The organism is uncultured Alloprevotella sp., assembly GCF_963536905.1.
Taxonomy (GTDB): domain Bacteria; phylum Bacteroidota; class Bacteroidia; order Bacteroidales; family Bacteroidaceae; genus Alloprevotella.
Genome location: NZ_CAUTBW010000044.1, coordinates 1 through 18,844 on the forward strand (window position 1 = coordinate 1; position 18,844 = coordinate 18,844).

At 43.1% G+C, this 18,844-nt stretch carries 19 protein-coding genes; 3 read left to right on the forward strand and 16 right to left on the reverse strand.

Annotated elements, in window-relative coordinates:
- The 13 genes from ABLA33_RS07895 to ABLA33_RS07955 form a co-directional block, all read right to left on the reverse strand.
- A partial coding sequence (locus ABLA33_RS07895) for a UDP-2,3-diacylglucosamine diphosphatase (protein WP_347719895.1) occupies positions 1–737 on the reverse strand: 737 nt, incomplete at its 3' end.
- An 11-nt stretch (positions 738–748) separates the two neighbouring features.
- On the reverse strand, positions 749–1,069 hold the full coding sequence (locus ABLA33_RS07900) for an iron-sulfur cluster assembly protein (protein ID WP_311490526.1): 321 nt from the start codon (positions 1,067–1,069) through the stop codon (positions 749–751).
- A gap of 28 nt (positions 1,070–1,097) precedes the next feature.
- Positions 1,098–1,862 carry a DNA repair protein RadC gene (radC, locus tag ABLA33_RS07905; protein ID WP_347719896.1) on the reverse strand — a complete coding sequence of 255 codons (765 nt, stop codon included), beginning with the start codon at positions 1,860–1,862 and terminating at the stop codon, positions 1,098–1,100.
- A gap of 38 nt (positions 1,863–1,900) precedes the next feature.
- Positions 1,901–2,989, reverse strand: coding sequence for a glycosyltransferase (locus tag ABLA33_RS07910; RefSeq protein ID WP_347719897.1), 1,089 nt, complete (start codon positions 2,987–2,989; stop codon positions 1,901–1,903).
- 325 nt (positions 2,990–3,314) lie between these two features.
- The gene (locus ABLA33_RS07915) at positions 3,315–3,551 is read right to left on the reverse strand and encodes a DUF4834 family protein (RefSeq protein WP_347719898.1); all 237 of its coding nucleotides are present in this window, start codon (positions 3,549–3,551) and stop codon (positions 3,315–3,317) included.
- 64 nt (positions 3,552–3,615) lie between these two features.
- Complete coding sequence (locus ABLA33_RS07920) at positions 3,616–4,314, reverse strand: CDP-alcohol phosphatidyltransferase family protein (RefSeq protein ID WP_347719899.1); 699 nt, start codon at positions 4,312–4,314, stop codon at positions 3,616–3,618.
- Between the two features lie 86 nt (positions 4,315–4,400).
- Entirely contained in the window at positions 4,401–5,087 is a 687-nt protein-coding gene (locus ABLA33_RS07925; RefSeq protein ID WP_347719900.1) for a phosphatidylserine decarboxylase family protein, read from the reverse strand.
- A gap of 296 nt (positions 5,088–5,383) precedes the next feature.
- The gene (locus tag ABLA33_RS07930) at positions 5,384–6,850 is read right to left on the reverse strand and encodes a hypothetical protein (RefSeq protein WP_315090301.1); all 1,467 of its coding nucleotides are present in this window, start codon (positions 6,848–6,850) and stop codon (positions 5,384–5,386) included.
- Between the two features lie 221 nt (positions 6,851–7,071).
- A complete protein-coding gene (locus ABLA33_RS07935) occupies positions 7,072–8,007 on the reverse strand; it encodes a substrate-binding domain-containing protein (RefSeq protein WP_347719901.1) in 936 nt (311 codons plus the stop codon).
- A 125-nt stretch (positions 8,008–8,132) separates the two neighbouring features.
- Complete coding sequence (locus ABLA33_RS07940; RefSeq protein ID WP_311490534.1) at positions 8,133–8,987, reverse strand: energy transducer TonB; 855 nt, start codon at positions 8,985–8,987, stop codon at positions 8,133–8,135.
- 24 nt (positions 8,988–9,011) lie between these two features.
- Positions 9,012–9,617 (reverse strand): biopolymer transporter ExbD, encoded by a 606-nt coding sequence (locus ABLA33_RS07945; RefSeq protein WP_311490535.1) that lies wholly within the window; start codon positions 9,615–9,617, stop codon positions 9,012–9,014.
- A 15-nt stretch (positions 9,618–9,632) separates the two neighbouring features.
- Positions 9,633–10,247 carry a biopolymer transporter ExbD gene (locus tag ABLA33_RS07950; RefSeq protein ID WP_311490536.1) on the reverse strand — a complete coding sequence of 205 codons (615 nt, stop codon included), beginning with the start codon at positions 10,245–10,247 and terminating at the stop codon, positions 9,633–9,635.
- A gap of 90 nt (positions 10,248–10,337) precedes the next feature.
- Positions 10,338–11,231 carry a MotA/TolQ/ExbB proton channel family protein gene (locus ABLA33_RS07955; RefSeq protein WP_315090295.1) on the reverse strand — a complete coding sequence of 298 codons (894 nt, stop codon included), beginning with the start codon at positions 11,229–11,231 and terminating at the stop codon, positions 10,338–10,340.
- A 401-nt stretch (positions 11,232–11,632) separates the two neighbouring features.
- Here ABLA33_RS07955 and ABLA33_RS07960 point away from each other — a divergent pair, with 401 nt between their 5' ends.
- Positions 11,633–12,664 (forward strand): branched-chain amino acid aminotransferase, encoded by a 1,032-nt coding sequence (locus ABLA33_RS07960; protein ID WP_311490547.1) that lies wholly within the window; start codon positions 11,633–11,635, stop codon positions 12,662–12,664.
- Positions 12,665–12,709: 45 nt separating this feature from the next.
- Positions 12,710–13,576: a hypothetical protein gene (locus ABLA33_RS07965; protein WP_347719902.1), complete on the forward strand. Its 867-nt coding sequence runs from the start codon at positions 12,710–12,712 to the stop codon at positions 13,574–13,576.
- Positions 13,577–13,755: 179 nt separating this feature from the next.
- On the opposite strand, the gene ABLA33_RS07970 is transcribed toward ABLA33_RS07965, so the two are convergent.
- The 3 genes from ABLA33_RS07970 to ABLA33_RS07980 are packed head-to-tail and all read right to left on the reverse strand — an operon-like array spanning position 13,756 to position 17,402.
- Positions 13,756–15,486 (reverse strand): acyl-CoA dehydrogenase family protein, encoded by a 1,731-nt coding sequence (locus ABLA33_RS07970; protein WP_347719903.1) that lies wholly within the window; start codon positions 15,484–15,486, stop codon positions 13,756–13,758.
- Positions 15,487–15,491: 5 nt separating this feature from the next.
- A complete protein-coding gene (locus ABLA33_RS07975; protein WP_347719904.1) occupies positions 15,492–16,514 on the reverse strand; it encodes an electron transfer flavoprotein subunit alpha/FixB family protein in 1,023 nt (340 codons plus the stop codon).
- 15 nt (positions 16,515–16,529) lie between these two features.
- Positions 16,530–17,402, reverse strand: a complete 873-nt coding sequence (locus ABLA33_RS07980) for an electron transfer flavoprotein subunit beta/FixA family protein (RefSeq protein ID WP_347719905.1) — start codon at positions 17,400–17,402, stop codon at positions 16,530–16,532.
- Between the two features lie 251 nt (positions 17,403–17,653).
- On the opposite strand from ABLA33_RS07980, the gene ABLA33_RS07985 reads away from it, so the two are divergent.
- Positions 17,654–18,757, forward strand: a complete 1,104-nt coding sequence (locus ABLA33_RS07985) for a DUF2027 domain-containing protein (protein ID WP_311490542.1) — start codon at positions 17,654–17,656, stop codon at positions 18,755–18,757.
- Positions 18,758–18,844 lie beyond the last annotated feature (87 nt).

Genomic DNA, 18,844 nt, shown 5'->3' on the forward strand with positions numbered 1-18,844 from the left:
ATGAAGATATGCTCTCCGTCAAACACTGCGTAAGTAAACTTATCAATCCAATCACCGAGAATGAAGAGGCGCGACTCCTTTTGGAGATGTAAATCCAATTCTATGTGGCGATGTCCAAAGATAAAATAGTTGATATTGGGATGCGTCTTTAGATAATTCTTTGCAAAAACAACGAGTTCTTCCTTGTCCTCACCAAAGAAAGGAGGTTCTCCACCTTCCAGTTCGTGTTTCCGTCGAGAATGCTCAGCCCATTTCATGCCAAACCACATACCCCAACGGGGATGAATGCTAGCAAAGAGACGCTGACAAAAGCTATTATGAAATACTCGGCGGAGCAACATATATTTCCTATCGGAAGAGCCAATACCATCACCATGAGCCAGATAGAACAAACGCCCTGAAATCTCTGTCACACAAGCGATATCGCGATGAACAATCATTCCACATTCTTCTTCAAAATAGTTGTGTACCCATAAGTCGTGGTTGCCTGTGAAGAAGTGCACTTCCACACCATTATCCGTTAGCTCACTAATTTTTCCCAACAAGCGCGTATAGCCTTTAGGTACCACATATTTATACTCGTGCCAAAAGTCGAAGAGATCGCCTAAAATGTAGATCGCCTCGGCTTTGTTCTTAATAGAGTCGAGAAAGTTGACGATGCGACGCTCGTGCATACGGCGGTGTGGTATGGCCCAGCTGCCCAAGTGTGCATCAGACAGAAAATAGACGTTCTTCATTTCGCAATATTTTACATCAAACCTAATTCAAGTTTTGCTTCCTCCGTCATCATGTCTCTGTCCCATTCGGGTTCGAAAACGACATTGACAAGAGCTTGTTTCACGCCCTCAACAGCATTGAGCTTTGTCTGAACATCTTCCAATATAAAGTCGGCTGCAGGACAACTGGGTGCTGTGAATGTCATGTCCACATCCAGTTGGCCATTTTCCTGTAAATCTATGCGATATATCAGGCCGAGGTCATAGATATTTACGGGAATTTCGGGGTCGTAAACAGTTTTGAGAACCTCCACGATACGTTCTTCAATCTTGGTCTTTTCTTCTTGTGTCATTATAATCTGTATATAGAGCAGAAAGCCATCAAAGCCGTCCTGCTTGGTTGTAACTAAAAAAAGTGCGATCGCCCATAATGATATGGTCGATAAGGTGAATATCCATCAGCTCTGCCGCACGTTTCACTTTCATTGTGAGAAGATCATCTTGCTGACTCGGATTAGTACTTCCACTGGGATGATTGTGACACATCACAAGGGCAGTAGCCTTAGCCAGTAAGGCTTCGCGTAGCAACACTCGAACATCCACGGCCGTAGCCGTCAGTCCACCACGCCCGATGCAGATATCGGAGATGAGAGAGAGGTTTTGACGGAGGAGCAGAATGTGAAATTCTTCCACTGCAAGGTCCTCCATGCGCGGAAGGAAGTATTCGTAGAGCACCTCAGGACTGTTGAGCACCACATCGGCCGAAGCGGGTTCTTGCGCCCTCCTCTTCCCCAATTCGCATGCAGCAAGGATGGTAATAGCTTTCGCCTCCCCTATTCCTTTGTAGCGACACAATTCTGCAATCGACATACGTCCCAATCTGCGAAGACTACCGTTGCAATCCTTCATGATGCGCTGCATCAAGCTCACGGCACTCTCCTGCGGTGTACCACTACCAATGAGTATGGCAAGGAGCTCGGCAGGCGTCAAGCTATCTGCACCTCGCGCAGACAATTTTTCGCGCGGTCGGTCGGCTTCGTCCCAATTCCGAATAGTGAGCGAGTGCTCTTTGTCAGAAGGAGACTGCTCCTTCGGGCTTTGGGAAAACACTGCGGGGTGAATATCGATGCTTATGTCGGGAGCCATTCGTCTTTAGATTCCTACTGCCAAAGAGGCGGTGTATGTTATTTATAAAAATTCTTCTTGAAAGCTTCAAACTCTCCTCTTCCCAAAACGCAACGCTGCCACCAGGCTCGAATAAAACCGCTACCGTATCCTGTGAGTTGAACAAAAGCAGCCGCAATAGAGCGCAGCCCCACACCTAAACTCTTATTTTGCAGAGTTGAATCAACGCAAATAATGAGCGAATAAAGCACGAGGGGAAGCACTCCAATGAAAATGAGATACTCACCAAGGAAGCTACAATTATTGAAAGATGCAGCCACGGGACTATCCGTTGAGTGGCAAACCAGCGCGCCCGAAGCCATGAGGAGAAGACCGACCAGGACAAGAAGCAACAAGAAACCTACGCCCAGAGTAAAGACCATGGGGAGTAAGTGTACAAGTTTGAGAGTACCGGGATGACGCTTGGTCAGATTGATACGTGCTATACCTGAATTATGAACTTGCTTGAAAAACTTTTTCAAATCGGTCCGACGCTTGTGCCATACCCATGCTGTAGGGAAAAGGAGAGCTTCGTAACCATTTTCGAAAATGCGAGTAGAAAAGTCAATATCTTCTCCAAAACGCATTTTGCTAAAACCTTCGAGCTTTTGGTAAACATCAGTACGTACGCCCATATTGAACGAGCGAGGATAGAACTTGTCCATCTTCTTTTTTCCGCCACGAATACCGCCTGTTGTGAAGAATGATGTCATAGCGTAGTTGATGGCTTTCTGCATCGGACTGAAACTCTCGTGGGCACGATCTGGACCGCCAAAGGCATCACAAGGATGCTGCGTGAGTTCAGTTTCAACAGCAGATAGGTAGTCAACTGGAAGCACCACATCGGAATCAAGAATAAGTACATATTCTCCGTGTGCTCGCTCAACGCCATAGTTGCGCGTTTGGCCTGGGCCAGAATTAGTTTTTTGGAAATAGTGTACGTCAAGCCGTCCCGCATAGTTTTCCACAACATCGTGACACGGTACAGTAGAGCCGTCTTCAACGACAATGACTTCAAAATCCTTTAAGGTCTGTTCGCAGAGCGAAGCCAACAATTCATCGACTTCGTCAGGACGGTTGTAAACCGGAATGATGAACGAATACTTCATAAACGCAAAGATACAAAGACAATTGAAACATGACAAAGTTTTTACCTTCCTTTTCGGCCACACAATTGTTGGCAGAATTCTCTCCTCAAAGCCAAGATAAAAATTATCCTTTTATTCTACTCTAAAAACAGATATATACCTATTCAAAAATATCCTTATTGTGTCAGCGGGCACAATAAGGATGTCAGCTGACGCAATAAGGATATTTCCAAACGCGAGTATTGTATTCTCACATGCTTATAACTCTCTAATAAACAAGCATAAAGAATCCCGAAGAATGTTTACTCTTCGGGATTAAAGTTTAGTCAGAATGTTGGATAAAGACCTATTTCACATCTTCAAAATCAACGTATTCTCCCTCATCTCGTTGATATATTTTCTGTTCTTTCTGGTGCGACTCTTGCTGATGAGTATGCTGATCTTCATGTGTATTCTCTCCTGTGAATCGGCGCGTTTGCTTGTTCATTCCAAAAAGGAAATGCCCCAAGCGAAGTACTGGCAAAAGAACGATAGCAAAGAGAGTGAAAAATATCGCGCCTAAGCAGCCTAATAGTTGTGTCATAATTTAATTTCTAAATATTGTATCTGCTCACATAAAAAACAAATCACATGCCAAATGAAAAGTACTACTGTTTAGAAAACTTATTGTTTATTACAGAAACAATAATATAAAGTGGAATGATTATCACAAATGCAGCAAAACCTAAAATAGCAATCAGAACAGCACTGAGAAGAATGAACACATAGCGCAGCTCGTTGTGCTTCCACCCGAAACTCTTAAACTTGAGGGCAAACATTGGAATTTCGCTTACGAGCAACCAACAACTAATGAAGATACCCATAATCAAGGTGTAGGGAAGCCATGATACAGTGGAGAACGAATCGGGCAAACTAACGATGAGCGTGCCCCAGAAAAGAGCATTGGCAGGCGTTGGAAGGCCAATAAACCCCATAGTTTGGCGTTCGTCAAGATTGAACTTAGCTAATCGCAAAGCACTGAAGGCTGCAACGAGGAAGGCCAAGCAGGGGACATGAACAAGAAGCTCTCCACTTTCAGCAGTGAAATAAAAACCAAGCTTGGAGAAGATAAAGGCTGCAGGGGCAAAACCAAATGTTATGACATCAGCAAGCGAATCAAGTTCTTTCCCTATAGGGGAGGATACTTTCAGTAGGCGTGCGGCAAAACCATCGAAGAAATCGAAGATTGCACCAACGATGATAAATGTTAGAGCTGTGCTATATTCTCCTTTAAAAGCAAAATAAGTGGCAATACAGCCTGAGATGAGATTACAACAAGTGATGGTGTTTGGAATGTGCTTCTTCATTTCTTTATTGTACTATATATAATGAATAAAATGATGCAAAAAAGGTTGCATAGGCAACCTTTTCCGCATGATAAAATAAATATGTCTTAGGGATTGAGCTTTCCAATAATGGTTTGATTACCTGTAACAGTTTGCCCAACTTCGACGTTGATGGTAGTGCCTAAAGGTAGGAAAACATCGACGCGTGAACCAAACTTAATAAAGCCCATGTGTTCGTCAATATAGCACTCTTCATTCTCATGGGCATAGGTTACAATCCGACGAGCTACTGCACCTGCAATTTGACGAACAAGAACTTCCTGACCTTCGGGAGTCTCAATGACAATGGTACTACGTTCGTTTTCTGTGGAGGACTTAGGCAACCATGCTTTATAGAAGTTTCCATCATGGTGCTTGACCATCTTCACAATGCCTTGTACTGGAAACCAATTGGCATGAACATTGAAGAGCGACATGAAGATACTAACCATTATGCGACGGTCATGAAAATATTCATTTTCCTCAACTTCTTCTACTACTACGATTTTACCGTCAGCACCTGCTACCACATTATTCTCAGGCTCGCCCGTAAATACACGAATGGGACAACGGAAAAAATTGATAATAATGCCATAAACGATGAGGCTTATCGCAAGAGAAATGTAAAAAGGAATTAAAGAAGTTTCTTTTAAAAAGTAGTAAAGAAGGCCGTTGATAAGCGCCAAGATGCAGAAACCTACAATGAGCGTGAGATTTCCTTCATGATGCAAGCGAATGGTCTTGATATGTTTCATATTCTTTGGGAGCTAAAAAGTGACCGAATAACACTTTCGGACATAAACTTAAGTGCAAAGTTAGCAAAAATAAATAAATACTACTTTAAGATGGGATTTTTATGTCCTGGCACAAAAGTTCTTTAACCACAAATTATATATGTTTCAGAACATCGTATAGATGTTCGTCGTCAAAGAATAGTTAAAAGGAGGCTTCATATATGGCATCAAAAATAGAGATATATCATATATAGAAAAAGCCGCCTCCATAGGGAAGCGGCTAAACGTATAATTGTGATTGGATTGCCTTGTACTACTTAGACTCCTTGCTGTTTGAGATAAGCTTCAGCATTTTTAGCAACAGCATTCGTGGGGTCAATAGACAGCAGGTCATTGGTAACACGACGTGCATCCTGCAACATATCTTTATTGATGTAATAGAAAATCAGATAACGATCTGCTTCTGTGCGGGCACTCTTGACATCTTCACTCTTACCTGCGCGCTTGAGAACTTCTTCGTAGAGTTCGCGAACCTTATCCTGCGGTTTGCTTGAATCGGTGATATTGATACGAGCACGCATCAAAACTGCTTGATAATTGTCTGGGGTGCGATCTGCAATGGTCTGGAAGAGTTCATCACCAGCTTTGAAGTACTCAGCCTTCTTTTCTGGGCTAACAGACTTCTCTTGGCTCGCTGCAGCATAGATTTCGCCGAGGCGGAAGCTGTCTGCCATTTGTGCCTTATCACCAAGAATTTGCAGATACTTTTGGAAAGCGCCTAGAGCTTCTTCTGGCTGATGATCGCGACGATAGAGCATTGCCAATTCCTTATAACTGGTTGCTTTTGTCGAATCTTTTTCGATAGCCTTCTTATAGTTTGCAATGGCCATAGGAATATCGTTGCTCTCTGAGGCATAGTTTGCTGCGTATTCGTAGTCTAGAGAGATGTAGAGAGAGTCAGCGAAACGCTTCTCTGTGATATATTTGATACTCTCCTTTGCTTTGTCGAGCTCATAGTTGTTGACATCAGCAAAGAACTGCATACGAGGGAAAATGATATCTTTCGGATCGAGCGGAGCAAACTGCACTGCTTTTTCTTTCAAATCGAAGAATTCAGCAGTAGAATACAGACTCAAACAATAGTTCTCAGCTGCACGAACGTCGATATTTTCTGGTTTTACAGCTGCAAAATATGCTTTATAATTGGCTACTGCATCCTTGAATTTATCAAGATTATAGTTGATGTCGCCCAACTGCTTGTCAACGTCAACATCGTTAGGATCGAGAGCTTTAATTTTATTGAGCATATCAACAGCAACCGCGGGGTTTACGTTCTTATAAACAAAAGCATTGGCACGCATAGCTGTAATATTGTTAGGCTCATAAGCGAGTATCTCGTCATACTTCTGGCCTGCACCACCATAATCCTTACGAAGCATTGCTACCTGCCCTGCAAAGAAAAGTCCTGGAACGAATTTTGGATCGTTCTGATAGATTTGCTTTGCACACATATTGGCGCAAGGATAAATCTTTGCATTCAGGAAAAAGTCGCCCACATCAATCAGCTTTTGATTGTTGCTCTTAACGCTCCTCATCATCTTTTGGAAAACAGTGAAGGCCTTGTCGGGATCGCTAAGTTGAAGTTCAAGAACCTGTTGCGCTTGAGCTTCCAATTCGCCGCTAAGCGGGCTAGCTGTATAGCCCTTGTCCATCTGTGCACTTGCGGATACGCCAACGAAGAGCATCGCTGCGAGTGCTAAACCTTTCAGGAAATTACTTTTCATACTATCTTAAAATTTATTGTTCCACAATAAGTCCGTTTTATCCTCACAAACGTTAAGAATAACTATAGTTCATGCGCTTTGTATTCTTTTCGCTGAAGATATAGCTGCAAAAGTAGTAAAAATCTTCGTAGTGAATAAGGTTTGAGAGTTTTTTTGAACTTTATAACGCTTATCCACTGATTCTTGAGCAGTGTACGGAGTTATAGATTTTAACAAAATCTTTAGTTGACATTCACGCTGCGAATCTGTACTGGCATAACAGGAAGCAACTGACTATTGTTGCAGAATATCAACTGTCCTTTTTGTCCTTTCAACCAGAAATATAGGAGCTTAGACATAGAGCGTTCGCGGGGATCGGTAGTGATTGCATAGACAGAACGGACCAGAGGATATTGCCCCATAGCTATACAGTATTGATAAGGACGATAGAACTGTGGATATGCGTCATCGGAACTTGTCACCAGCATCACTCTGACATCGAGGGAATTGAAATTGGGCAATACGTTCTCGCTCTTTCCGCGCAACCAGTCAGTACCAACAACACCAATTGCATTTGGATTTTCCTTGACTGCTTCAATAACTGCCGTATTAGTACCTTGAGCATAAAGATTTCCCTTGAGCTCTTTGCCACCACAAAGGCTATCGCGCATATAACGAACAGTGCTTGACCCTGAATTATCAAAAACTAAGCTTAACTTACCTTTTTTCTTACTATCGCGAAGCTGGCTCCAATCAGTAATCTGTCCACTCACAATCTTCTTAACTTCACTAAGACGAATGGTACTATCGGGATTATTCTTATTTATAATAAGCGCAAAAGCTTCACTCGCAATCATAGATTGTGAGGCACTATGGCCCTCTTGCTGTATTTTCTGTAGCTCGCGCGCTGTTAATTTGCGAGTTACTACTATTGAACGCAGAGAGTCGTCGACGAGCAAACGAATGGCAGAATCTTCGCTGCAATACAGGGGCAATAAATTAGCTTGAACATGAGACAAGCCAAACTGCTGCAACTGCTCTGCCATTATGGGCTGAAACGTTTCATCTATCGCAATCTTAACATCATTAGATGTTAGCCAACTATTATCAGCTTTCTTTTTACCACCACAGGATGCTAGAAGCAGAAGAGTAGCAGCAAGCAACAAAATTTTCTTCATACGCTAAATTTTATTTGTTTGCCGCAAATTTACATATTTATTTGTAAGTAATAGCAATAGCTTATATTTCAAAAAAAAGAACAGTCCTCAAAAGAGAACTGTTCTTAATATAAAGATGAGTCAGATTAGTTAATCTTGAAACGTACAGGGAGCGTGTACCAAACAGGTACGGGATGACCCTGAGATTTTGCAGGAATGAAGCGCGGGAGAGAACGAACAGTTTTGATAGCTGCTTGATCGCACTCACGAGAGAGGCTCTTCTTTACCATTACGTCACTAACAGAACCATCCTTATCAACCTTGAAACGAAGAACTACAGTACCTTGCAATTCTTGCTCAAGAGCAATTTCGGGATACTTCACGTGACTATTAACGTAGCTAATAAGAGCTGCTTCACCACCAGGGAAACTTGCCTGAACTTCTACGAGGGCATTATCAACAACTTCTTCCTGCTTGGGAGGAATCGTAGTACCACCAGTGCGCTGGTTGTCCTTCAAGTCGTCGATATTGATACCATTCTTAGAGTCGCCAGCATAGTCTTGAGATGCAATGGCGAAGTTGGACTTACCCAGTTCTTTCTGCGTCTTCAACTCCTTAGACTTATCAACGAGGTTATCGTCAACAATCTTTGGAACAGTAAAACCGATAGAAGCCTTTACAGCAACTTTCTGAACATCTGGTTTCGGTTCCTCTTTGGGTTTCTCGATCTTTTTTTCTTCTTTCTTCGGGTCTTCTTTCTTTAGCTGACTAAGAGCTGTAACTTGTTCATTGTCACCCAAGTCTGCTTTCATAGCCTTCTTCACCTCTGCACGAACAAAGGCTCCAACGATAATTGCTACGAGGACGAGGATTACAATAATCACAGATTTTAATTGTCGACTTCCCGACTTGGCACGCAGACGATAAGCACCGTAGTCTTTATTACGTCCCTCAAATACCAGGTCGCACCAATCTTTGGCGGTCAAATTGACTTTAGACATAGTTTTTTGATTTTACTTATCGTTTTACTTACCATTCAGACGATCGATCTTAGCTTGATCCGAACCATCGAATTTATCAATTACATACTTACCAATGCTGCAAATCTGCATTTCATCGAGCACATCAATAAGGTCTTTATAAGAAGCCTTATCAGAAGGCTTAATGATGATGCTTGGCGTATCATCAGAGTTACGAATTTCTTCGAGAGCTGCTTTGTACTGCTGCTTAGCTGCAAGAGCCTTCTTGGGGTCTGAACTTTGCTGCGTATCAAATTTAGCTTTCAAAGCTTTCACGCGCTGTTGAGCAGCTGCGTTTGCTTCCATCAGGACAGCACGAATACCATCCTTACCATACGCTGTCTTCTGCAGATTGTCTGCTGTTGGCTTACCCTTAAAATAGTAGAGTTCACGATTCTCACCAATAAGAATTGTGATAGCCTTAGATTCTGCGATCTGAGAGCGATTCTGCTCATTGATATTCTCCTTATCTGAAGGCATTATGAGTTGCATCGTCTGCGGCTTCATCAAAGTTGTACACAACATAAAGAATGTCACGAGCAACATGATCATATCCACCATCGGCGTAAAGTCGACGCGGGCATTCATTTTCTTTTGTTTACTTCCAGCCATAATCATTCATGTGTGTTAGTCGCTAACGTTTTTGAGATCCGTAATAAGATTATAACGGTTCTCTTCAATGCTGCGAAGTGAATTCATAACCTGTTTAATTACAGCATAAGAAGTTTTCTGGTCTGCCTTAATGGCAATACCCATTCCTTCACCAGCCGTGGTACGGGCTGCTTTGACCCAGACACTCAGTTCATCATTCACACTATCGCATGGAATGCCAGCTGAGGGGTCTTCCAACAAGGTATTGCGCTGAGATTCTGGAGCATCAAGCCAGCTCTTAATCAAGTTCAGCGGAGCGCCAAACGTTGGAGCGTTAGCAAATGCTTTCTTTTCAGCTGCATTCAGTGTAGGAAGTTTGCCTTCCGAAACCATCTCGTCTGCCAAGGCCGTCAACCGCGAGGGGTCGTCCATAGTCATAAAGACCTTACCTTGGGGATTTACAAAGATGGTAAGCAAATTCTTCTCAGGAATTTTAATTTCTGAAACAGAACCCGGAGTCTGTACCTTAATAGGTTCTTGCTTTACGAACGTTGCAGTAAGCATAAAGAAGGTAAGCAGCAGGACCATGACGTCGCTCATAGGTGTCATATCTATGAACGTGTCTTGTTTTTTTACTTTAAATCGTCCCATTGTTATTTGCTTTTGATTGATAGAGGTTGTCAGCCTTTACTATTAAAAGATGGCCGACAGCGTTCGCCAACCAGTTACCTTATTTATGATTTAGTGCGTTGCGTTGAAAGTTTGAACAATAGAGAAGCCGACTTCGTCGAGAGCAAAAGTCAGACGGTCAATCTTGTTTGTATAGTAGTTATAAGTAATAACTGAGAGAGCACCAGTTGCAATACCAGAAGCAGTATTTACAAGTGCCTCAGAGATACCTGTTGCAAGTGCAGAAGAGTCAGCACCACCTTCGCCACCACCCATGGCAGAGAAAGAACGGATCATACCAACAACGGTACCAAGAAGACCGGTCAACGTACCCAGCGTTACGATAGAACCAACGATGGGGAGGTTTTCCTGCAACATTGGCATTTCGAGAGCTGTAGCCTCATCGAGAGCTTTCTGAATAGAGAGAACTTTCTGATCCTTGTCTAACTCAGTGTTTGCGTCCATTTCCTTATACTTTGCAAGCGTTGCACCAACAACGTTAGCAACAGAACCACGCTGCTTGTCGCAAAGAGCCTGAGCCTTTGCAAGATCCTTCTGCTGAAGAGCAACCTTGATATCAGCAACGAACTTAGCAAGGCTAGTGCGGCCATAAGCGTTGCGAATAGCGAAGAAACGCTCAATAGCAAAAGCCAAAACAGAGAGAAGCATTGTCCAAATCAGAGGCACAATGAAACCACCTTTGTAGACAGTACCAATCAAGTCACCTGTGATAGGCTGAAGTTCACCATCAACCTGGAACATGAAACTCTTACCAGTTTCAACACCACCCTGGAAGTGACTAACTGCACCAAACACAAAGAGGAAGATGCAAATTGCAATCACGAAGCAGCAAAGAATCACTGAAAAACCGGACTTAATGCCCGTGAAGCCCTTAGACTGAGAAGCCTTGGGAGCGCTCTTAGGAGCGGTTGCACCTTGTGGTGCGGTAGCATTTGTTGTTGCCATTTTGTTTTTAGAATTTAGTTAATTATAAATTAATTATATTGTCTTTTAATCATTTAGAATCTCGACAGCCTTAACAGCAGCCAATAATTGGAAGCAAATATACATAAACTTTCATACATATTGCAAACTCTGTCTTAAAAAGTATAAGTTTTTTTATTCTCTTTGTTTATGCTTTAAACTCACTTATCCATAAAATTAAATTTCAAGAATGTTTTTATAGAGATTCTAAAGCAAATACACAAGATGCTTCGAAATTATAGTATTAATTCAAAGAGTGGATTTCAAAAGTATTCGCATTATTCATAAAACCGTGTTGTAAAATCAGATTTATGACTTAGTGAGCATTCGCAAACAGCAATATTTCAAAAAAACAGTATCTTTGCCCTGTAAAATCTAACAAAATTAGAATTGTTATGGAAAAGATCGACTGGTCGAACTTGAAATTTGGTTACATGAAGACGGACTACAACGTTCGTTGCTACTATCACAATGGAGAGTGGGGTGAGATTGAGGTAAGTTCTGATGAAAACATTTCGCTTCATATGGCGGCTATATGTCTCCATTATGGACAGGAAGCTTTTGAAGGTCTCAAGGCTTTCCGTTGCCCAGATGGAAAAGTACGCATTTTCCGCATGGAAGAAAATGCAGCACGTATGCAATCCACAAGTCGAGGTATCGAAATGGCAGAAATGCCTACCGATAAGTTCTGCGAGATGGTAAAAAAGGTTGTACATCTCAATGAGCGTTTCATACCTCCCTACGAGAGTGGCGCAGCTCTTTATATCCGTCCATTACTCATAGGTATAACACCAGATGTTGGAGTGAAGCCTGCACAAGATTTTTTATTCATTATCTTCACCACTCCCGTTGGGCCCTACTTCAAAGGAGGATTTGCAACTAACAATTATGTTATTATGCGTGATTATGACCGTGCGGCTCCCCTTGGAACTGGATGCTACAAGGTAGGCGGCAACTATGCTGCTAGCTTGAAAGCAAACGTTACGGCTCATAAAGCTGGTTACGCAGGAGAATTCTATCTTGACGCAAAAGAAAAAAAGTATATAGATGAATGTGGAGCAGCTAATTTCTTTGGTATAAAGAATAATACCTACATCACACCTAAATCTTCTAGCATTCTGCCATCCATTACAAATAAGAGTCTTCAGCAGATTGCTCTCGACTTAGGCTTAAAAGTGGAAGCACGCCAAATTCCAGAAGAAGAACTCGCCACCTTTGAAGAAGCTGGTGCATGTGGAACTGCAGCAGTCATCAGCCCAATCAATCGCATTGACGACCTCGAGAAGGGGCTCCAATATCAGATTGCAAAAAATGGAGAACCAGGCCCTATCTCAACAAAACTTTACACCACATTGCGCAACATTCAATACGGTATAGAAGAAGATCGCCACGGATGGGTCACTGTTCTAGATTAACCACTGAATTTGCAATATCTCTACACCAGAGTAAAACAACTAAAGATGAAATATCCTACGCTCATAATAGGTCTTTTAGCCGCTTCCGTTCTTTTGCCTGCTTGTAACGGGCAGAAGAGCGATAAGGAGAAAGAACTGGCGGAACTCCGACAGTTGGCTGAACTGGATCGCCGAGAGATGGAAAATCAGTATGCCGAATATGCTGCACAATACGGCGAGATGAAGAAGACGATCAAGGACGATACCCTTCAAGCTCGTCTCAACGCGGAGCAGCTACGCGCCGAACGCCTGTTAGCAGAACTCAAGAATACAAAAGCAACAAGTTCTGCTGAAATCCTCCGACTCAAGAAAGAATTGGCAACAGTACGCGCAGTCTTGCGCGACTATATTCGACAGGTTGACTCTCTTCAACAAAAGAATATTCGCTTAACTTCTGAACGCGATGCGGCACGTGCTGATGCAGCTCTTTCTCACCAACAAAATGAAGCGCTAACAACAAGCAATCAGCAACTCAAAGAAACAGTTGAAGTGGCAGCACAGCTCAATGCAACAAGCATTAGTGTCACGCCAATCAAAAAGAACGGAAAACCGGCAAAGAACACAAAGGATATTAAGAACTTTGTCATCAACTTTAATATTGCACGCAATGTCACTGCTAAAACTGGTAACCGCACAGTTTACGTTCGCCTTTTGAAACCGAGTCAAAACGTTTTAGGAGTCTCTGGGAGTTTCAAATACGAGAATAAGAATATACAATTTAGCGCTTCTCGCCAAGTGGAATATACTGGTCAAGACACGCACATTTCCATCTATGTACCAGCAAACGAATACTTAGAACCTGGAACCTATTCTGCTTATATCTTCTGCGACGGTCAAATGATCGGTAGCGGCAATGTAACAATGAATAAGTAGCTTCTACTAGAAACATTGGAGTTTTATAATTTTCTAATAAAGCTCTAAACCTTCTTTTCATCCGCAATGCCTTCTACAGGGAGTTGCGGATATTTTTTTCTTGTACTATCTATTTTTACAAAAAGGTCTCCACACTTATTTGTGTAGAGACCTTTAAACTTTATCTGTATCTAAACAATTTACTCTGCTTCAGCAGCAGGAGCTGTCTGACGATAATAAGCAAGTTGTTCCGGAGTCATATTCATGATGAAAGCATGGTGCTTAGCAACTTCTGCTGCAACATGATTAGCATAAACGTGTGCACTCTTAGCGAAGAGCTCTGGGCGTTCGTTAGCATTGTAAAGCAAGAGGTGGAGCATAATAGTATCCGCAGCGATCTCTACGAGATGACGTGCACAGATATCGTGGAGCTCCTGATTTGCGGCTTCCTTCACCTTAGCAGTAGCTTCTTCTAGCTTATCAGCCATCGTTTTAGCAATGTTTTGCAGAGGTTGGAGATCGACACTCAGCTGAGTAGCTTCGAACTCACGGCATTGAGCTAAATAAGAACCATTGGTGACGTAGCGAATGGCAGCAACAACCTGCAACTGCGTTGTACCTTCATAGATGCTTGTGATACGTGCATCGCGATAGTAGCGCTGAAGAGCATAATCCATCATGAAACCAGAACCACCAAGAATCTGGATGCCATCGTAGGTATTTTGGTTAGCATATTCAGAGTTCATACCCTTTGCCAGCGGTGTGAGACTATCAGCAAGTTTTGCATAAGCCTTCTGCTCTTTGCGCTCTTCTGGTTCGAGCTTGCGTTCGCGAGCAATATCTTCAAGAGTTTTGTAGATATCAACATAGCGACTGCACTGATAGAGCAATGCACGACCAGCATCCAATTTAGCTTTCATCAGTGCCAGCATATCGTAGACAGCCGGGAAGTTGATAATCTTCTTACCAAACTGCTCACGATCTTTAGCATAAGAAAGTGCCTCATCGTATGCGCCTTGAGAGATACCTACACTCTGGGCAGCAATACCCAGACGAGCACCATTCATCAGCGCCATGACATACTTGATAAGTCCGAGTTTGCGATCACCGCAAAGTTCAGCATGCGCATTCTTGTAGACAAGTTCGCAAGTAGGACTTCCATGGATACCCAATTTATTCTCAATACGACGTACATTTACGCCACCTTGACGCTTATCGTAGATAAACATAGAGAGACCACGACCATCCGTCGTGCCTTCTTCTGAACGAGCCAAAACGAGGTGGATATCTGCATCGCCATTGGTGATAAAACGCTTCACACCATTGAGTAACCAGCAACCCTCCTCTTCACTATAAGTAGCCTTCAGCATAACTCGCTGTAAGTCAGAACCTGCATCGGGTTCAGTCAAGTCCATTGACATGGTCTCACCTGCACACACACGAGGAATAAAGCGAGAGTGCTGATCTTCATTACCAAACTCATAGAGCGTCTCGATACAATCTTGCAAGCTCCAGATATTACCGAAAGCTGCATCTTTTGCTGCAACAATTTCAGCACACATCGTGTAAGGAGTGATGGAGAAATTGAGACCGCCAAAGCGACGCGGCATCGTCATACCGTTCATACCTGCGCTCACCATCGCCTTCAGATTAGCTTCTGTTCCCGAAGCATAACGAACGCGGTCGCCTTCATGGTGAGGACCTTCAAGGTCTACTCCCTCAGCATTATCGGCAATGGTAGTAGCTGTTATGTCGCCAACTATGTCGAGCACGCGATCGTAACTATCCATCGTATCGGCATAGTCCAGCGGTGCGTAATCAAATTTATCTTTGTCTGCAAAGTTGCGTTCTTTTAACTCAACGATGCGCTTCATAAGAGGATGGTTCAGCTCGAACTTCAGTTCCTCATGATCGCTATAACAATTTGCCATATCTCTTACTTGCTATTTTCTTTGTAATACTTAATAAGTTTGGGAACTACCTCCTCTACTGAACCTGTGATGACGTAATCAGCAATTTTATTGATGGGTGCTTCGGGATCGGTATTGATGGAGATGATGATGCCACTCTCTTGCATACCTGCAACGTGCTGAATGGCACCGCTGATACCGCAAGCAAAATATACTTTGGGACGTACCGTTACACCTGTCTGACCAATCTGCAGTTCGTGTTCGCAGAAACCTGCATCGACAGCAGCACGACTAGCACCCACTTCACCATGAAGTTCCTCAGCCAATTTGCGGAGTAAGTCGAAACCTTCTTTGCTACCAACGCCATAACCACCCGCTACAACAATTGGAGAGGATTTCAGATTGTTCTTAGCTTTCTCTACGTGACGTTCCAGAACTTTTACGATATAATCTTCAGCAGGTACAAACTTAGCAACATCTTCATAGATAACTTCTCCCTTGTATTCGGGATCCACTACCTCAGCCTTCATCACGCCGCTACGCACCGTAGCCATTTGGGGACGGTGATCGGGGTTAACAATCGTTGCAACAATGTTACCACCAAAAGCAGGACGAATCTGATAGAGCAGATTATCGTAGTGCTTACCTGCTTTCTTATCATCGTAATCGCCAATCTCAAGTGCTGTACAATCGGCAGTAAGACCGCTAGTAAGAGAACTTGAAACGCAGGGGCCGAGATCACGCCCGATAACAGTAGCACCCATCAAACAAACCTGTGGTTTCTCTTGCTTGAAGAGATTCACGAGAATGTCCGTGTGGGGCTTCGTTGTGTATGGATAAAGACCTTCTGCATCAAACACATGGAGCTTGTCAACACCATAAGAAAGAATTTCTTTCTCTACATGTCCCTTAATGCCAGCACCAGCAACAATAGCTTCGAGCTGTACACCTAACTGATTTGCCAACTTACGGCCTTTTGTCAGAAGTTCAAAGGAAACTTCCTCTACCGTAGTCTTATCTATTTCGCAATATACAAATACGTTATTCATTGTTTCCTTTTTTAATTATCCAATTGTATGGCTATCTAACAATTCCTTAACAAGGCTCTCCACATCGGCATCTGCAGCTGTGAGTTGCTTGCTTTCTTTTGCCTTGAATACAATATTCTGAACGGCTTTCACCTTTGTAGGAGAACCTGCGAGACCGCACTGTTCAAGGTCGCCATCAACATCGGCAACACCCCATTGCGTTACAGTCAAATAAGGTTTTTTATCGTATTCTTCTGCATAGGGTAAGCCCTCTGCGGGGCGCTCCATCGGAGCTGTAGCGCGCTTGTACTTCATCACAAGTTTAGCATTGCGCGGACGACAAGGAGCCGCGTCACCATTCACAGTGAGCAAGAGAGGTAGCGGTGCCTGAACACGTTCTACACCGCCATCAATATGACGTGTAACAGTAATCTGGCCGTCCTTAATTTCGTCGATACTCGTGACATAAGTGATTTGGTTTAGTCCGAGTTTCTGAGCCACCTGCGGACCTACCTGAGCCGTATCACCATCAATAGCTTGGCGTCCACCAATGATAAGATCGGGCACACCAATCTTGCAAATAGCCATAGAAAGAGCATAGCTCGTTGCAAGTGTATCTGCACCGGCAAAAGCTCTATCTGTCAGCAGATAGCCGCCATCAGTTCCACGATAGAGACCTTCACGAATCACTTCTGTGGCACGGGGAGGACCCATTGTCAAAATATGGATGGTTGAACCTGGATTCTGATCTTTAAGACGCAGGGCCTGCTCAAGGGCGTTCAAATCCTCAGGATTGAAAATAGCAGGGAGGGCTGCACGATTCACTGTGCCTTGCGGCGTCATGGCATCGGGACCCACGTTGCGAGTGTCGGGTACTTGTTTGGCAAGTACAACGATTTTAAGACTCATATTAAAAGTTGTTAGTTGATTTATCTAAAACTATCGAATTAATTCGGCGCAAAATTACGCATTTTATATAAGCAGAGCAAGTTTCCCCTTTCTTTTTTGCGCATTGCGGCCTATTTTGTGCGATTGTAACAATTTTTCTAAAAGAGCTCTGACCATCACGGATATGGAACTGTTTGAAAATAGAACTGAACGCAACACTTATATTTTATATAAAAGGTGTATTTTTGTGCAAATAACAAAATAAGAGAAATATGAAAATAGGAGATCGCGTTAGGTTTCTCAACGAAGTAGGAGGAGGCATTATTGCTGGCTTTCCCAGTAAGAAAACTGTACTCGTCACAGATGAGAGTGGTTTTGACATTCCCGTTTTAGTTACAGATGTGGTAGTTGTTGAGACTGACGACTATAATATTGTTCGAACTCCCAAGGAGGAAGCGAAGGCTAAAAAACAATCTGAAACTAAACAACCCGACACGTATATTCACAGTGACGACGATGAGGAGGAGAAAGAGGACGACAGACCTATCACCTTTCGCCCGCGCCCCTTGGAACGCCGAGGAGCCGATGTTCTTAATCTCTTCTTAGCTTTTGTTGCTCCGAAAGGTTTAGATGCTCCAGACACCTCGTTTGAAGCTTATCTCATCAATGATAGCAACCTATACATTCAATTCATTTTGCTCAATCAAGATGGAAAGGCATTCACTGTTCGTCACGCAGGTCTGATTGAGCCGAACACAAAACTTTTCTTGGAGGAATTTCTACGCACCGAACTCAATGAGTGGGAAAAGGTGACAATACAGGCCATTGCTTACAAGCAGGATAAGCCTTATCGTTTGAAGAAGCCTATTGATGTTTCTTTGCGTTTGGAAGGTGCAAAATTCTATAAGCTACACACCTTTACAAATAACGACTTTTTCAATCTACCTGCTCTTATCTTCGATGTTGTGCGCGATGACAAACCTGCACGCAGTATATTCATAGATGTGGATGATATAAAAGAAGCGATTATAGAGACAAAGCAGCCCGAACACATTCTGCGCCAACCTGCGCGCACAAAGACTCAAGCAGCAGATGGGCCTATTGAGGTTGATCTCCATGCAGAAGAGATTCTCGACACCACGCGCGGAATGGAACCAAAAGATATTCTTGACTATCAGCTAAAAGTATTCCGCGAAACGATGGAACAAGAAAAGAAGCACAAAGGACAAAAGATCGTGTTCATCCATGGCAAAGGAGAAGGAGTTCTGCGAAATGCACTCCTCAAAGAGTTGCGCTCACACTACAAAGAATGTCGCTACCAAGACGCCAGCTTCCGCGAATACGGATATGGGGCAACAATGGTCATTATTGGTTAACAAGTGTAAGTAGCCCCCTCTCCTATCGAGAGTAAGACAAAAAACAACGAGACACAAACTCATTGCGAATTTTCGCTGTAGTTTGTG

What these genes read in the sequence shown, in the direction of transcription:
- ABLA33_RS07900 (WP_311490526.1), bottom strand. Translation starts at nt 1,069, where the DNA reads ATGACACAAGAAGAAAAGACCAAGATTGAAGAACGTATCGTGGAGGTT.
- radC (WP_347719896.1), bottom strand. Translation starts at nt 1,862, where the DNA reads ATGGCTCCCGACATAAGCATCGATATTCACCCCGCAGTGTTTTCCCAA.
- ABLA33_RS07910 (WP_347719897.1), bottom strand. Translation starts at nt 2,989, where the DNA reads ATGAAGTATTCGTTCATCATTCCGGTTTACAACCGTCCTGACGAAGTC.
- ABLA33_RS07915 (WP_347719898.1), bottom strand. Translation starts at nt 3,551, where the DNA reads ATGACACAACTATTAGGCTGCTTAGGCGCGATATTTTTCACTCTCTTT.
- ABLA33_RS07920 (WP_347719899.1), bottom strand. Translation starts at nt 4,314, where the DNA reads ATGAAGAAGCACATTCCAAACACCATCACTTGTTGTAATCTCATCTCA.
- ABLA33_RS07925 (WP_347719900.1), bottom strand. Translation starts at nt 5,087, where the DNA reads ATGAAACATATCAAGACCATTCGCTTGCATCATGAAGGAAATCTCACG.
- ABLA33_RS07930 (WP_315090301.1), bottom strand. Translation starts at nt 6,850, where the DNA reads ATGAAAAGTAATTTCCTGAAAGGTTTAGCACTCGCAGCGATGCTCTTC.
- ABLA33_RS07935 (WP_347719901.1), bottom strand. Translation starts at nt 8,007, where the DNA reads ATGAAGAAAATTTTGTTGCTTGCTGCTACTCTTCTGCTTCTAGCATCC.
- ABLA33_RS07940 (WP_311490534.1), bottom strand. Translation starts at nt 8,987, where the DNA reads ATGTCTAAAGTCAATTTGACCGCCAAAGATTGGTGCGACCTGGTATTT.
- ABLA33_RS07945 (WP_311490535.1), bottom strand. Translation starts at nt 9,617, where the DNA reads ATGGCTGGAAGTAAACAAAAGAAAATGAATGCCCGCGTCGACTTTACG.
- ABLA33_RS07950 (WP_311490536.1), bottom strand. Translation starts at nt 10,247, where the DNA reads ATGGGACGATTTAAAGTAAAAAAACAAGACACGTTCATAGATATGACA.
- ABLA33_RS07955 (WP_315090295.1), bottom strand. Translation starts at nt 11,231, where the DNA reads ATGGCAACAACAAATGCTACCGCACCACAAGGTGCAACCGCTCCTAAG.
- ABLA33_RS07965 (WP_347719902.1), top strand. Translation starts at nt 12,710, where the DNA reads ATGAAATATCCTACGCTCATAATAGGTCTTTTAGCCGCTTCCGTTCTT.
- ABLA33_RS07970 (WP_347719903.1), bottom strand. Translation starts at nt 15,486, where the DNA reads ATGGCAAATTGTTATAGCGATCATGAGGAACTGAAGTTCGAGCTGAAC.
- ABLA33_RS07975 (WP_347719904.1), bottom strand. Translation starts at nt 16,514, where the DNA reads ATGAATAACGTATTTGTATATTGCGAAATAGATAAGACTACGGTAGAG.
- ABLA33_RS07980 (WP_347719905.1), bottom strand. Translation starts at nt 17,402, where the DNA reads ATGAGTCTTAAAATCGTTGTACTTGCCAAACAAGTACCCGACACTCGC.
- ABLA33_RS07985 (WP_311490542.1), top strand. Translation starts at nt 17,654, where the DNA reads ATGAAAATAGGAGATCGCGTTAGGTTTCTCAACGAAGTAGGAGGAGGC.